The 14,959-nt window shown below is 63.8% G+C and carries 13 protein-coding genes and 2 pseudogenes; 3 read left to right on the top strand and 12 right to left on the bottom strand.

Features of this window, described 5'->3' with window-relative positions; translation table 11 throughout:
• A pseudogene (locus J1M86_RS06885) lies at positions 1-705 on the bottom strand (hypothetical protein); the annotation flags it as partial.
• Positions 702-1,653: pseudogene (locus J1M86_RS06880) on the bottom strand (hypothetical protein). The pseudogenes J1M86_RS06880 and J1M86_RS06885, both read right to left, overlap by 4 nt.
• A 33-nt stretch (positions 1,654-1,686) precedes the next feature.
• Here J1M86_RS06880 and J1M86_RS06875 point away from each other — a divergent pair.
• The gene (locus J1M86_RS06875; RefSeq protein WP_206509315.1) at positions 1,687-2,487 is read left to right on the top strand and encodes a hypothetical protein; all 801 of its coding nucleotides are present in this window, start codon (positions 1,687-1,689) and stop codon (positions 2,485-2,487) included.
• A 68-nt stretch (positions 2,488-2,555) separates the two neighbouring features.
• On the opposite strand, the gene J1M86_RS06870 is transcribed toward J1M86_RS06875, so the two are convergent.
• The 5 genes from J1M86_RS06870 to J1M86_RS06850 all read right to left on the bottom strand — a co-directional run bounded on the left by J1M86_RS06870 (position 2,556) and on the right by J1M86_RS06850 (position 6,823).
• Positions 2,556-3,245 carry a response regulator transcription factor gene (locus tag J1M86_RS06870; RefSeq protein ID WP_075839220.1) on the bottom strand — a complete coding sequence of 230 codons (690 nt, stop codon included), beginning with the start codon at positions 3,243-3,245 and terminating at the stop codon, positions 2,556-2,558.
• A gap of 28 nt (positions 3,246-3,273) precedes the next feature.
• Positions 3,274-4,449, bottom strand: a complete 1,176-nt coding sequence (locus J1M86_RS06865) for a cell wall metabolism sensor histidine kinase WalK (RefSeq protein WP_206509314.1) — start codon at positions 4,447-4,449, stop codon at positions 3,274-3,276.
• A gap of 117 nt (positions 4,450-4,566) precedes the next feature.
• The gene (locus J1M86_RS06860; protein ID WP_075839186.1) at positions 4,567-5,328 is read right to left on the bottom strand and encodes a phosphoglyceromutase; all 762 of its coding nucleotides are present in this window, start codon (positions 5,326-5,328) and stop codon (positions 4,567-4,569) included.
• Positions 5,329-5,365: 37 nt separating this feature from the next.
• The gene (locus tag J1M86_RS06855; RefSeq protein ID WP_206509966.1) at positions 5,366-6,514 is read right to left on the bottom strand and encodes a low temperature requirement protein A; all 1,149 of its coding nucleotides are present in this window, start codon (positions 6,512-6,514) and stop codon (positions 5,366-5,368) included.
• Between the two features lie 138 nt (positions 6,515-6,652).
• Complete coding sequence (locus tag J1M86_RS06850) at positions 6,653-6,823, bottom strand: hypothetical protein (RefSeq protein WP_206509313.1); 171 nt, start codon at positions 6,821-6,823, stop codon at positions 6,653-6,655.
• Positions 6,824-7,142: 319 nt separating this feature from the next.
• Between J1M86_RS06850 and J1M86_RS06845 the strand changes: the two genes are divergently transcribed.
• Positions 7,143-7,388 (top strand): AbrB/MazE/SpoVT family DNA-binding domain-containing protein, encoded by a 246-nt coding sequence (locus tag J1M86_RS06845; RefSeq protein WP_075839218.1) that lies wholly within the window; start codon positions 7,143-7,145, stop codon positions 7,386-7,388.
• On the top strand, positions 7,385-7,771 hold the full coding sequence (locus tag J1M86_RS06840) for a type II toxin-antitoxin system VapC family toxin (protein ID WP_075839185.1): 387 nt from the start codon (positions 7,385-7,387) through the stop codon (positions 7,769-7,771). Before J1M86_RS06845 ends, J1M86_RS06840 begins: the two co-directional genes overlap by 4 nt.
• A gap of 309 nt (positions 7,772-8,080) precedes the next feature.
• Here the strand turns inward: J1M86_RS06840 and J1M86_RS06835 are convergent, their stop codons facing one another.
• From J1M86_RS06835 to J1M86_RS06815, 5 genes are all read right to left on the bottom strand, one after another.
• The gene (locus J1M86_RS06835; protein ID WP_206509312.1) at positions 8,081-9,670 is read right to left on the bottom strand and encodes an AMP-binding protein; all 1,590 of its coding nucleotides are present in this window, start codon (positions 9,668-9,670) and stop codon (positions 8,081-8,083) included.
• A gap of 119 nt (positions 9,671-9,789) precedes the next feature.
• The gene (locus tag J1M86_RS06830; protein ID WP_206509311.1) at positions 9,790-11,079 is read right to left on the bottom strand and encodes an ABC transporter permease; all 1,290 of its coding nucleotides are present in this window, start codon (positions 11,077-11,079) and stop codon (positions 9,790-9,792) included.
• Positions 11,076-12,293 carry an ABC transporter permease gene (locus J1M86_RS06825; protein WP_206509310.1) on the bottom strand — a complete coding sequence of 406 codons (1,218 nt, stop codon included), beginning with the start codon at positions 12,291-12,293 and terminating at the stop codon, positions 11,076-11,078. The genes J1M86_RS06830 and J1M86_RS06825 overlap by 4 nt, the downstream gene beginning before the upstream one ends.
• Positions 12,286-13,785, bottom strand: a complete 1,500-nt coding sequence (locus J1M86_RS06820; RefSeq protein ID WP_075839217.1) for an ABC transporter ATP-binding protein — start codon at positions 13,783-13,785, stop codon at positions 12,286-12,288. Before J1M86_RS06820 ends, J1M86_RS06825 begins: the two co-directional genes overlap by 8 nt.
• Positions 13,786-13,789: 4 nt before the next feature.
• Positions 13,790-14,899, bottom strand: a complete 1,110-nt coding sequence (locus tag J1M86_RS06815; protein WP_206509309.1) for a BMP family protein — start codon at positions 14,897-14,899, stop codon at positions 13,790-13,792.
• Positions 14,900-14,959: the final 60 nt, after the last annotated feature.

Genomic DNA, 14,959 nt, shown 5'->3' with positions numbered 1-14,959 from the left:
CGTGGCGGCAGGAGCGATTGTGGTGGCAGCATCGTCGGCGTCCGCCGAGACCGCGACCGCCGGCTTCTCGATCTCGAGGCTCTCGGTCTTCGGCGACTCCGCCTTCGGCGACTCGGTCTTCACCGGCTCGGTCTTCGGTGACTCGGTCTTCACCGACTCGGGGCCAGCCGATTCCGCCTGATCGGGCGCCCGGCCAACTTCCGTTTCCTTGCTCACATCGGTCCGCTGAGTACGCGGCCGCGGTACGAACCCCGTACTACGGGGTGAACGCTCGGGCTTCACGTCCGGCCCACGGCGCGTGGGCGCGGGGACGGGACGCTGCGCCGCGGCACGCTGCTCGGTCTGATCGTGCGACTGATTCAGCAGGTCACCTGCCGCCGTCGTCGAGCCCGACAACAACTCGGGCTCGCTGAATCCAGTGGACCCGGTAACGGGCGACTGCCCAGCCTTCGGCGCGGCCTTGGGTGCGGCCTTGGGTGCGGCCTTGGGTGCGGGATCGGCGATCACCGGCGCCTCGTCCGAGGCTGGATCGGCTCGAACCACCGGGATTTCACCGGTCAACTCGGCGACCGAGATTCCACCCTTGACGCCACGCCTGCGACGTCCACCCGAACTGGCGGCAGTCGTCTTCTGACCGTTACGCGCCAACAACTCGGCAACGGAAATCTGCCCGGTGTCCTCCGGGTTGGAGTTGTTCTCGGTCATGTCGAACGCACCACCAGATCGCTGTCCGATTCAGTGTCCAGCTTCCGCAAAATCAAACCTTCCCTCAGCGCCCACGGGCAGATCTCGATCGTATCGATCGACAGCGCTCGCATACTCGCTTCCGCCACCAGCGCCCCGGCCACCAATTGCGGCGAGCGGTCGGCGCTGACTCCTTCCAATTCTGCACGGTCCGAGGCCGTCATCCGCGAAATGAACGCAATGAGTTGCCGCAAACCGTCCGCCGTCAGCGTTCTGGTCACTCTCGGGCCGGCGGCCGACGGGGCGGCACCGGTCAGTCTCGCGAGCGACCGGAATGTCTTGGACGTGCCCACAGCGCGATCCGGATCACCCGCCGACAAGATCTCCTTCGCCGGCGTCGCGAGCTCGGCGTCGAGCCAATCCCGCAGCACCGCCACGCGTCGCTTGCCGGGCGGGTCGGCGTCGAGCCAGTCCCTGGTCAGGCGGCCTGCACCGAGCTGAAGCGAGAACGCGGCATCGGGGTCCTCATCGCTGCCCGAGGTGAGTTCGAGAGACCCGCCGCCGATGTCGAGATTGAGAATGCGCCCGGCGCTCCACCCGTACCAACGCCGAACTGCGAGGAACGTCAGACGGGCCTCGTCGACGCCCGACAATGTCTGCAGGGTCACCCCCGTCTCGGTTCGCACGCGCTCCAAAACTGCGTCACTGTTGTGTGCGTCACGTACCGCCGAGGTCGCGAACGCCATCAGCTCTTCACAACCGGACTTTCTGGCGATCGTGGCGAAGTCACCGACCTCGCCCACCAGGCGGTCTGCACCTGCACGGGTGATGTTGCCAGCGGCATCGGTGTTCTCCGACAGCCGCAATGTGGCCTTCGAAGAGCTCATGGGTGTGGGATGCCCACCTCGGTGGGCATCCCACCAACAGATGCACTGTGTTGCTTCCGACGTCGAGCACCCCTAATCGCACAGGTCCACGGTACTGGGTCTAGCGTCGTCTCTTGTGACAGCAGGTGGTAAAGCGCAGACGTTCGCTTCAGAGGTAGAACTGGACTTCCCCCGAGAATGGGTGGAGTTCCCCGATCCGGACAACTCCGAGCACATCATTTCGGCGGACCTGACATGGCTGCTGTCGAATTGGACGTGTGTGTTCGGCACACCTGCCTGCCAGGGCACCGTCGCGGGACGTCCCGACGACGGATGCTGCTCGCACGGCGCCTTCCTCTCCGACGACGACGACAAGAAGAAACTCGACGCGTCCGTCAAGATGCTCACCGCCGAGGACTGGCAGCTGATGCCCAAGGGGCTGGGCAAGAAGGGATACGTCGAGTACGACGATCTCGACGACGAGCAGTCGCTCCGGACACGTCGCTACAAGGGTGCGTGCATCTTCCAGAACCGTCCCGGGTTTGCCGGCGGAATCGGCTGCGCGCTGCACTCGATGGCTCTGCGGAAGGGCATCGAGCCGCTCGAGGTCAAGCCCGACGTGTGCTGGCAGCTGCCGATCCGCCGAACCCAGGACTGGGTGACCCGGCCGGACGGCACGGAGATCCTCAAGACCACCATCGGCGAATACGACCGCCGAGGATGGGGCGAGGGCGGCCACGATCTTGACTGGTACTGCTCGGGTTCCCCTGATGCCCATGTCGGCAGCAAGCAGGTGTTCGAGTCGTACAAGCCGGAGCTGACGGAGCTACTCGGCAGAGCGGCTTACGACGAGTTGGCATCGTTGTGCAAGCGTCGACGCGGGCTCGGGCTCATCGCTGTCCACCCTGCTACCCGCGAGGCCCAGCGCACCAAGTAAGCGGCTTCGCCGCATGTGCGCGGAAATACATAGCCTGCTATGTATTTCCGCGCACATGCGCGCAGCGCCTAACCCTCCAGTTTGTAGCCCAACCCGCGGACAGTCACGAGGTGCTCCGGCTTCGCTGGGTCGGACTCGATCTTCGAGCGGAGCCGCTTGACGTGCACGTCGAGGGTCTTGGTGTCGCCGACGTAATCGGCGCCCCACACTCGATCGATCAACTGCCCACGCGTCAGCACGCGACCCGAGTTCCGGAGCAGGTACTCGAGGAGGTCGAACTCCTTGAGCGGCAAAGTGATCTGCTTGGAGTCGACCATCACCACATGCCGTTCGACGTCCATCCGAACCGGTCCAGCTTCCAACACACCGGAATCGGCCACGCCATCGAGTTCGGCGTCGCTGCCCCGCCGCAGCACTGCGCGGATACGGGCGATGAGTTCACGCGCCGAGTACGGCTTGGTGACGTAGTCATCAGCGCCGAGTTCGAGGCCGACGACCTTGTCGATTTCGCTGTCGCGTGCGGTCACCATGATCACAGGAACGCCAGAGCGGGCACGTAGCTGCTTGCAGACGTCGGTTCCGCTCATACCGGGGAGCATCAGATCGAGGAGGACGATATCCGCTCCGGCGCGATCGAACTCGGCGAGCGCCGACGGCCCGTCACCGACGACTGTGGCTTCGAACCCCTCCTTTCGCAACAGAAAGGCAAGGGGATCTGCCAACGACTCTTCGTCTTCGACGATCAACACGTTGGTCACTGCAGTTCTCCGGTCGCCGAAGTTCGTGTCACTGTTGTTCTCCTTCTGACGACGCGAGGTCGTCTTCTTCGAAATACGCAGGAATCTGCAGAGTGAAAGTGGATCCGGTGCCGAGCTTGCTCCACAGCGAGATGGTGCCGTTGTGGTTGGCTGCGACGTGTTTCGCGATGGCGAGCCCTAGGCCGGTGCCACCGGTGGCCCTCGAGCGTGCTTTGTCCACCCGGAAGAATCGTTCGAAGACCCGCTCCTGGTCCTCTTTGGCGATGCCGATGCCCCGGTCGGTGACGGCGAACGCGACGAATTCCCCGCGGAGCGCGCGGCTGACAGAAACCGGAGACCCATCCGAGGAATACGCGATGGCATTCTGGATGAGGTTGGCGAGCGCGGTGACCAAGAGCGCCTGGTCCCCCAGCACCTCCAGGCCGCTGGGATGGTCGGTAGTGACCGTGATGCCGGCGTTCTCGGCCGCGAGTTTCGATCGATCGAGGGCCTCGTTGACGACTGTGTCGACATCGACGACTTCGAGATCGGGCAGCTTCTCGGCACCTTGCAGTCTCGAGAGTGCGATCAGTTCTGTCACCATGTTGCCCAGGCGCTTGGACTCGGCGACGACCTTGCCACCGAAATGTCTGACGGAGACCGGGTCCTCGGCTGATTCGAGCAACGCTTCGGCGAGCAGGCTCATCGCGCCTACTGGCGTCTTCAGTTCGTGGCTGACGTTGGCGACGAAATCGCGACGGGTCGCTTCCATCCGGACCTGCTCCGAATCGTCGTCGGCGAAAAGCACCACGAAGCGTTCGTCCTGCTTGCTCAGCATCCGTGCCACGCATCGCACCGCCATCCGATCCCGGCTGGTGCTCAGACGTACATCTCTCGAACTGATGTCCACCTCGACCGGATGCCCGTCGGCGAGAACCTTCTGCGCAGCCTCCCAGGCGCGATCCTCGATGAGTCGGTTGTGCACCAGACCGAGTTCCTCGGCGCGGGGGTTGGACAGCACCACGTCGTGGTGCCGGTCGACAACGGCGATCCCGCTTTCCGAAGCCAGGATGATCAGGTCCAGGACCTGCGACATCGTCAGACCCGAGGACGCCTGACGCCGCTCGGAATGCCGTGTTGCGAGGTAGGGGATAAGAACACTGCCGACGAGGTATCCCCCGAAGGCGGCGGCGATAGCCAGTAGTACGGCCGATGCAACACTCACACCGGAATCGTACGTTCGATGGACAGCTCACATACGCAGGGTGCAGGCATTTCCCTGGTGGTCATAGTCCCCGTCGGCAGTGTTCTTCGAGCGTTCACCTGAAGTTGGGCGGAACCCCTACTTGGCGCCCTGGTTCGCCACCGCCGCCGCGCCGGCTGCTGCTGCCTCGGGGTCGAGGTAGGTGCCACCCGGGTTCGACGGGACGAGCTTGCCGCCTGCGCCACCTTCGGCGAAGTCGTACTGCAGCGGGATGCCCGTCGGGATGTTCAGGCCGGCGATATCGGCGTCGGAGATCTCGTCGAGGTACTTCACCAGCGCACGCAACGAGTTGCCGTGGGCCGCGACGATGACGTTCTTGCCCGCCTTCAGGTCCGCGACGATGGTGTCCTCGAAGTACGGAATGAGACGATCGACGACATCCTTCAGGCATTCCGTGAGCGGGACGTCGGGCAGCTCCGCGTAGCGCGGGTCGGCGTCCTGGCTGTACTCCGAGCCTGCCTCGATGGTGGGCGGAGGGGTGTCGTAACTGCGACGCCACAGCATGAACTGCTCGTCGCCGAACTTGTCCTTGGTCTCGGCCTTGTTCAGACCCTGCAGCGCACCGTAGTGACGCTCGTTGAGACGCCAGTCCCGGACGACGGGGATCCAGTGCCGGTCAGCGGCGTCGAGTGCCAGGTTCGCGGTGCTGATCGCACGCCGCAGCAGCGAGGTGTACAGCACGTCGGGCAGCACACCCGCCTCGGCAAGCAACACACCGGCTCGCTTACCCTCCGCCTCACCCTTCTCGGTGAGGCGGACATCGACCCACCCGGTGAACTGGTTGGACGCATTCCATTCGCTCTCGCCGTGACGAAGCAGGATCAAAGTTCCGATACTCATGGGGAAAGTTTCTCACGTGGCCGGGTCGTCTTCCTTCTCAGCCGGGCTGCGTCGCAGCGGCGTGCGCATCGGTCGTCGGCTGGCGAAGCACGAGCACGACGACGATGAGTGCGATGACGATGGCTGTCAGCGCGAAGGGAATCGGGATGAGCGGATCGAGGAGTACCAAGACCGCTCCGACAGGAACGGCCGTGTTGACGACGCGGTCCGCGTTGTCCTTGATGGCGATGTACCAGACGCCGAGGACGAAGATGGCGATCGGAACGGTCACCGTGAACGACGCCGCCAGGTCCCCGAGTTCGCTGTGATCGGTGAGTACATCGATCTCCACCTCGACGCCGGCCGAGAAGGCGCCCGCTGCGGCGAATATGAAGTAGTGCGCGTATCCGTACTTGAGCGAACTGCCCAGGTCCGAGATCGCTGCGTGATGCGGTGGCCAGAAGTAGATCCACCACAGACCTGCTGTCACCACAAGAGCAAGGACCGCCAGAGTGATCAGAGGAAGGAGGGCCGTATCGCCGCGCAGAGCTTCGATGATGGCATTCGCAGATGCGAGCAGGCTCTCACCGAGAAGGATGATCGTGAACAGGCCGTACCGCTCGGTGATGTGATGCGCGTGCCAGGGAGTCGTGCCTTTTCTCTCCGCGATGACCGGAACGGAGAGTTCGACGAGGGCGAGGACGACGAATCCCAGAATCTGTGCCGGACCTTCCGGAAGCAGAAGCCACAGCAACCACAGCACCTGCACGCCCGCAATGCCGGCCGCGTAGGTCAATGCAGTCTTCTTGTGCTCCGGCGATCTCGATGCGCGCAGCCACTGTGTGACCATCGCGAAACGCATGACGACGTAACCGACAACCACGATGACGAAGTTCGAATCGGTGAACGCCGGCCCGATACCGGCGGCCAGGACGAGCACACCCGCCATCTGAACGACCGTCAGGACGCGGTAGAGCCAGTCGTCGGTGTCGAACGAGGTGGCGAACCACGTGAAGTTCATCCATGCCCACCAGATGGCGAAGAACACCAACATGTAGCTCAGCAGGCCGTCGACGATGTGGTTTTCGGTGAGTGCATGGTGCAGCTCGACCGCGGCGGTAGCGACCGCGATCACGAAGACGAGGTCGAAGAACAGCTCCAGCGGGCTCGCGGATCGCCCCTGCTCCTCGGGGTCGCGCGGACGCATCGGTATCAGACGAAAGCGCGTGTTCGACGTGGTTGAGTTCACGACGCAGACGATAAACACCTTCGGCGCAGTTGTCGCGTGTTGTGCGAATCTTGTCGGTCCAGTCGGGTGGAGCGACTCCGAGTCGGTTCACCGGTGTCACACGTCAAATACAGATTCCCGACGAATCCGCCGCTCCTCATCCCGAATCTGGGCATGCCGGTACGCGATGAACGCACCAACCCCGATGATGAACAACCCCAGCAGAACGAAGAACAGGCCCATCCCATTCTCGACGACATGCCAGACGAACCATCCAAGCCAGATCAATCAGCCACTGGAAGCTCCCCGTGTTCAACCTTCCCAACACAAGGAATATCGCGGTGACTATCAAGACCACGGCCCTCCCTTCGGCCTTCGCTCCTTCTTCCCATTCGAGCCGTGGACCGTACCCAGGCGGTTCGGGGTGTGGCTTCCGAGGAGGGATGGTCGGTGTCTTTCGCGAAACAGATACTGATCGGGGCGCTGCGGGGGGGGCGAGGCTCACCCGACACCGGATTGGGCCGAGGCGGTAGATCTGTCGAACTCCAGTCCGAGCACTTGCTCGACGCGCATGGCACACTTCGGCACACGATGGCATACTTTTCTCATGAGTGTCACGGTGACGTTGGGAAAGCAAGGCAGGTTCGTCGTACCTGCCGATCTTCGGGCCGAGTTGGGTCTCAGCGAAGGCGACGTGCTGTCGGTTCAGCGAGTGGGCACGAGGTTGATCGTCGAGCGCCCATCCGATGCCGCACGCTCGATGCGCGGAATGCTCGCGGACCATTCGAACGGGCGATCACTGGTCGAGGAATTGCTGGCCGAGCGAATCAGTGAGGCCCAGGCCGAGCGGTGACCATTCTGGACGCCTCGGCGGTGCTCGCTGTTCTCAACGACGAACCTGGGGCGGATGTCGTCGAACAGGCCATGTCGACTGGCGGCACGACCATGTCGTCGGCGAATCTCGCCGAGGTCTTGGGCAAGGTCGTCGACGTCGGCGGCGACGTGTCGGCGGTGACAAGCGCTCTGCGTGCGTCTGGGGTCGAGATCGTTCCGTTGGACGAAGCCGATGCGGCGGTCGTCGCGGCGCTCCGCGCCGTCGATGGCGGCAAGTCACTGTCACTAGGAGACCGATGCGCACTTGCCTTGGCGGCTCGGAGTCGGCCGCCAGTGGTACTGACTGCCGATCGCGCATGGGCGGACCTCGACCTTCCGCTCGAGGTCAAGCTGATCCGCTAGCCCAGAAGCATTGACTGACAATAAGACTCGGGCATCTCGGTTGCATCCCCCACGTGCCCGAGATTGCGCGCAGCTGCGGGTAGTCGGAGACTCGGACAGTTGGCGTGTCAGGGTTCCTCATCGCCCCTCCTGTGCGTCGGTTTGGAACCAAGGTTGCGCCCGCACCCGCTCTCAGTGCGGCGGCTTATCCTTGAACCGGGCACTGTTCCAGTCGATCAAAATTGTCGCGGAATCGGTGTCACCGAGGCAACCAACCGACGACAACGGCCCCCTCCCGATTGTCGGAAAGGGGGCCGCGTCGAGAAAGATCTACTTGCCGGCTTCTGCGGCGCGCAAATCCTTTCGAAGAATCTTGCCTGCGGCCGACTTCGGCACGGTCGCGATGAACTCGACCTTGCGGACCTTCTTGTGCGGCGAGACGCGCTCGGAGACGAATGCCATCACGGCCGCCTCATCGAGCGAGGCGTTCTCCTGCAGCACGACGAACGCCTTGGGCACTTCCTCACCGTCCTCGTCATGGACGCCGATCACGGCAGCGTCGGCGATGTCGGGGTGCGTGAGCAGCAACGCCTCGAGCTCCGCGGGCGGAACCTGGTAGCCCTTGTACTTGATGAGTTCCTTGAGCCTGTCGACGATGTAGACGACGCCCTCCGAGTCCACGACGGCGATGTCGCCGGTGTGCAGGAATCCGTCATCGTCGAGGGTCTCTGCCGTCGCGGTGGGGTTGTTGAGGTAGCCCGCCATGACGTTCGGGCCCTTGACCCAGAGCTCGCCCGGCTCGGACAGGCCTTCGGTGGGGAGGTCGATCTCGGCCTCGGTCGCCGGATCGACGAGCTTGTTGACGGTGTTGGCCAACGGCAGACCGACCGAACTGAGGGGAATATCGTCGCGGTCGAACGGGATGGCATGACTGACGGGGCTGAGTTCGCTCATTCCGTAGCCCTGACGCACCCGGGTGTTCAGCCGCGTGGCGACGGCTTTGCCCAGTTCCTCGTCGAGAGGCGCGGCACCGGAGAAGACGGTGTGGACGCTGGAGAGGTCGTACTGATCGATGAGCGGGTGCTTTGCGAGTGCAAGCGCGACCGGCGGCGCGATGAACAGGTAGGTGAGCTTCTGGTCCTGGATGATGCGCAGGAATTCGGCCAGATCGAACTTCGGCATGGTCACCAGACGCGCACGCAGTTTGAGCGCGATGTTGAGCAGCACGGTCAGGCCGTAGATGTGGAAGAAGGGCAGCAGCGCGAGAACCGCGTCGTCGGAGTCGATGCCGACCCGCGGTTCCATCTGCGCGATGTTTGCGACGAGGTTGCGGTGCGTGAGGATGACGCCCTTGGGGACGCCGGTGGTTCCCGAGGAGTACGGGAGGACGGCGATCTGGGTTGCGGGGTCGAATGTCACCTCCGGTGCCGGTGCACCCTGGGTGAGCAGATCACGCAGATTGGGGTGTCCCTCGGCGCCGTCGAGCACGATGACGTGGTCGTCGGCAATGCCGGCTTTTTCTGCCGCGGCCTTGGCCTGCGGGTACAGCGGCGAGACGGTGAAGAGGAACTTCGCCTCCGAACCGGTGAGCTGCTTGGCGATGTCCTCAGCCGTGTAGAGAGCGTTGATGGTCGTCGCGGTGCCGCCGGCACGCAGAATGCCGTGCAATACCGAAGCGAACGCCGGGACGTTCGGCGAATGCAGCCCCACCACGTCGCCCAGCTCGAGCCCACGGGCAGCGAGGGCGCCGGCGATTGCGTTGATCTGCCCGATCAGAGTCTCGTACGTCGTGACCGCGCCCGAGGTGCCGTCGATCAGTGCGGGCTTGGCAAGATCGGAATCTGCGATGGACCCGAACAGGTAGTCGTAGATACTCAGGTTCGGAATCTCGACATCGGGGAAGGGGCTGTTGAAGCTCATTACTCTCCTTCGAACATGCAGCGGCAATATGGTGAAACCTTACAGTGAAAGCCATCACAGCGGACAGGCACCTACCTGCCGGTCAGTTCCCTTTCGCCCCGGCCGAAACAGGGCCGAAGTTACGATTTCACGTAGGGTTTGCCCGCAGCTGCCGGGGCGCGCACATGCCCCACCAAGCCTGCGACGGCGAAGATCGTCACCACGTACGGAAGCATCAGCATGAACTCGCTCGGCACCGGTGATCCGATGATGCCCAGCACGTTCTGCAGGTTGGACGCGAACCCGAACAGCAAGGCCGCCAACGCCGCTCGCACCGGGTCCCAGCGTCCGAAGATGACAGCGGCGAGTGCGATGTAGCCCGCACCGGCTGTCATTTCCTTGCCGAAGGATCCGACCGAGCCGAGGGTGAAGTACGCGCCGCCGAGCCCCGCGATCGCTCCGGCGAGGCAGACGTTCCAGAATCTGGTGCGCACCACATTGATACCGACGGTGTCGGCTGCCTGCGGGTGCTCACCCACGGCACGCAGCCGCAATCCCCACTTGCTGCGGAAGAGACCGAACCACACCAGTGCGACCGCGATGTACATCAGGTAGACGATCAACGTCTGCTGAAACAGAACCGGTCCGATGACGGGGATCTGCGAGAGGACCGGGATGTCGATGCGCCCGAACCGCGGTGGAGAGTTGAGGGTCTCGGAATTCTTCGTCAGCACCACCGAGTAGAGGAAACTCGTCAATCCCACGATCAGCACGTTGAGCACGACGCCGACGATGACCTGGTTGACGAAGTACTTGATGGAGAACATCGCGAGCAGCGAGGCGGTCAGTGCTCCTGCGATCAGGGCGGCGAGCAGTGCGACGTAGGTGGATCCGGTCACCGACGCGACCACGGCGCTGACGAAGGCGCCGGAGAGCAGCTGCCCTTCGATGGCGATGTTGATGACGCCGACGCGCTCGGAGATCACCCCGCCCATCGCCCCGAAGATCAACGGGGTGCTCAGAGCGACGGCTCCGATCAGCAGTCCCGGCACTGGGATAGTGGCCCCCGCCGCGGCCCAGGTGAGGAACCCGAACACGAACAGCACGCCGTACACGGCCAGCAGCCATACAGGTGTGGACAACCGGCGAAACACGTTCACTCCCGCATACACGGTGATGATCGCCAGCAGCACCACCAGCACGATGCCCGTCGCGCGCGTCGGGACACCCACCGCGGGCAATCTCACGAAGTCGGTGCCGGTGGCGAGATCGAAGGTGGTGGTACCCGACTCGGCGCGGAGCACGAACAGAACCAGAGCCAACAGCGTCACGACGCCGAGGACGCCGGGAACCTTCCAGCTACGAGCGGGGGCCGATGCCTCGCTGTGCGCGGCAGGATGGTTCTCGGTGTGATTGTCGACGGCGGTCACAGCGCGCCTACCTTCGCGGTCTCGGGCCGACCGGCGCTGTCGGCGCCCGGTGGTGACAACCGGAACACCGCGCGAACGAGTGGCGGGGCAGCAATGAAGAGCACGATGACCGACTGCACGACGAGCACGATGTCGATCGGGATGCCTTCGGCCGCCTGCATCGCGAAGCCGCCTGCCTTGAACCCGCCGAACAGGATGCCCGCGAAGAACACTCCCCACGGCTTGGATCGGCCCAGCAGTGCCACGGTGATGGCGTCGAATCCGATTCCGGCGTCGATGTCGGCTCCGAACCCCGTCGTTACCGTGCCGAGCACCTGCGCAACTCCGGCGAGTCCGACCAGCGCGCCCGAAAGCACCATCGCGTACAAGTACATGCGGTTGACGTTTATACCGGCGATCTTCGACGCCTCGGGGTTCTCCCCGACGGCGCGGAAGCGGAAGCCGAGTGCTGATCGCTCCAGCAGCCACCACACACCCACCGTCGCGAAAATCACGAGGACGAAACCGAGATGGAGGTTGTACTGGTCGCCGAAGAGCTTCGGAAACACCGCCGTCGATTCCATCCCCGGGGTCTTCGGATTGTTCTGGCCAGGGGCTTGAAGGGCTCCCGGCGTCCGCAGCAGGTAGGCGACGAGGTAGAAGCCGATGTAGTTCAGCATGATCGTCACAATCACCTCGTGGGCGCCGGTGCGCGCCTTGAGAAGTCCGGCAATACCGCCCCACACGGCGCCGCCGATGACGCCCGCGGCGATCGCGAGGACGAGGTGCAGCCCGGCGGGCAGTTGGAAGGTGAATCCGACCCAGCCCGCACATGCTGCCGCGATGAGCATCTGCCCGCGTCCGCCGATGTTGAACATGCCGACCCGAAATGCCAGTGCCACACCGAGTCCGGCCACGATCAGCGGCGTCGCGAATGTCAGCGTCTCCATCAGCGGCCGGATGCCGTTCTCGAACCCTGGCCGGCGGAAGTTGTACACCGCCCCTTGGAAAAGCGACGAATAGGCGCCCGATACCGAATCCCACACGGCGAGAAGCATGTCCGATGGTCGCGAGAAGAAGTAGCCAGCGCTCTCCTGCACCTGCTCGTCGGTAGCCGCGATGAGGACGGCGCCGACGAGTACCGCGAGCAGCACCGCGAGCACGGAGATGATGGCGTTGCCGGTGACGATCTGCCTTAGAACCTTGTGTGCTCGCGACGGCTGCGGCTCAGTCATGTTCTCCACCCATCATCATTCCGAGAACCTCGCGGGACGTCTGAGCCGGCACGATGCCGACGATGGTCCCCCGGTACATGACGGCAATGCGGTCGGCGAGGGCCGCGACCTCGTCGAGTTCACTGGACACCACGATGACCGGGACACCCGAGTCCCGGGTCGCGACGATCCGCTTGTGTACGAATTCGATCGATCCGACGTCGATTCCGCGGGTCGGTTGCGAGGCCACGAACAGCCTCAGCTCTCGGCTCAGTTCGCGGGCGAGCACCACCTTCTGCTGATTTCCACCGGACAGCCGACCCACCGGGGTGTCGATTCCGGGGGCGCGGACGTCGAACTCCTGCACCTTCTCCACAGCGAACGTATCGAGAGTCTCCCGTTGGATAGCCCCGTGCCGCACGAAAGGCTCACCTGTCGATCTGTCCAACATCAGGTTCTCGGCGATCGAGAATTCGCCGACGAGGCCCTGGGTCTTGCGGTCCTCGGGGACGAAGCCGACGCCCGCCCTAAGCACCTCGTGCACCGAGGACCCGACGAGCGAGTTGCCGTCGAGAACAATGTCACCGGTCACCTGTTTGCGAGCGCCGAGAAGCGCCTCGACCAACTCGCTCTGGCCGTTGCCCTGCACACCGGCGATGGCGAGAATTTCCCCGGCGTGCACGTCGAAGCTGACATCGTCGACCACCTTGTGCCCGTTCGAGTCGAACACCGTCAGGTTCCGGACCTCGAGTGCTGTCCCGCCGGGCTGCGCCGGTTCCTTCGACACCGTGAGCTGCACGTCGCGTCCGACCATCAGCGCCGCGAGTTCGGCGTTGCTCGCGGACGGTTCCGCTTCGCCGACCACCTTGCCGAGCCGGATGACGGTGATCCGATCGGCCACCTCACGCACTTCACGCAGTTTGTGCGTGATGAAGACGATGGTGGTGCCCGACTCGGCCAGCTCACGCATGATCGCCATGAGGTCGTCGGTTTCCTGCGGGGTGAGTACCGCGGTGGGCTCGTCGAACACCAGCACTTCAGCGTTGCGTCCTATGGCCTTGATGATCTCGACGCGCTGCTGCACGCCGACGGGGAGATCCTCGACCTTGGCGTCGGGATCGAGCTCGAACCCGAACCGAGAGGATATCTCCCGCACCAACTTTCGAGCCGCGTCGAGATCGAGCCGGCCACCTGCACGGGTCGTCTCGTGGCCGAGGATGATGTTCTCCGCGACCGTGAACACCGGAATAAGCATGAAGTGCTGATGCACCATGCCGATTCCGGCGGTCATCGCATCTCCCGGGCCGGCGAAATGCTGCTGCACGCCGTCGAGAAGAATCTCGCCCTCCTCGGCCCGATAGAGGCCGCTGAGAACATTCATCAACGTCGACTTGCCGGCACCGTTCTCACCGAGCAAACAGTGGATCTCGCCCGATTCCACCACTAGATCGATCGAATCGTTGGCGACGAGAGATCCGAACCGCTTGGTGATGCCCCGCAGTTCGAGCTTCATGTACTCAGTTGGGTGAAGAGGGCGACTCGACGGTGATGGAACCGTCGATGATGCCGGCTTCGATCTCGTCCAGCTCGTCCTGCAGTGCCGGGTCGACCTTCGACTCGAAATCGTGGAACGGGGCGATACCGACGCCTTCGTTCTCGAGTGTGCCTACGTAGGGCGAGTTGTCGAACTCGTCGCTGCCCGAGGTGGTCACCACCTCGTCGACGCTCTCCTTCAGACCCTTCATCGCCGAGGTGAGCACGAGGTCGCCCACCGACGGGTCGGATTCGAAGACATCGGCGTCCGCGCCGATCAGCGCGACTGGACGCGAGGAGTCGCGAATCGCCTGCGCCGCACTCTGATAGATCGGCCCACCGACGGGGAACACCACGTCGGCGTTCTGATCGATGAGCGCCTGCGCTGTGTTCTTCGCGACGGCGTTGGCCTCGAATCCACCGGTGAACGAACCGTTCTGGGCTGCGACGTCCCAACCGATGACGCGAACGTCCTCGCCCTTGCTCTCGTTGAAGTACGCGACGCCGTCGGCGAATCCGTCCATGAAGATGGTGACAGTCGGGAGCTGGGAGCCACCGAACGTTCCCACCACACCGGTCTCGGAGTAGCTGGCCGCTGCATAACCCACGAGGAACGCGGACTGCGCGGCGTCGTAGGTGAGCGGCTTGACGTTGGGCAGGTCGATGCTGGCATCGTCGATGATCGCGAAGTCGATGTCCGAGTTGGCCTCTGCCGCAGCCTTCGTCGCGTCGGCGAGATCGAAACCGACCGTAAGGATCAGTGAGCAGCCCTGATCGATCAGGTTGGAGATGTTGGGGTTGTAGTCCGTCGGAGAAGCGGACTCGACCGTGATCGGCTCGACCCCCAATGCGTCGGAGGCCTCGGTCAGACCTTCGAAGCTGAGCTGGTTGAAGGATTTGTCGTCGAACCCGCCGGCGTCGGAGACCATGCACGGCTTGAAATCTGAGGAAGCAGTGGTCTCGGCTCCGGATTCACTGTCCTCGGGTGCCGAACCGCAGCCGGCGACGAGTGCGAGTGCACCGAGCGAGGCAATTCCGCTCACCGTCACCTTCCGGGAGAACAACGTCCGACTCTGTAGACGGGTGACGGTCAAAGGTTCCTCCAGTGTTGTCCAGACAGGTGTTGTGCAGACGGGTGTACCCGCCTCGTGAAC

Source organism: Rhodococcus sp. KRD197 (assembly GCF_017168235.1).
GTDB lineage: Bacteria > Actinomycetota > Actinomycetes > Mycobacteriales > Mycobacteriaceae > Rhodococcoides.
Note: the sequence above shows the minus strand (reverse complement) of the source record. Positions and strands in the feature narration are given on the sequence as shown.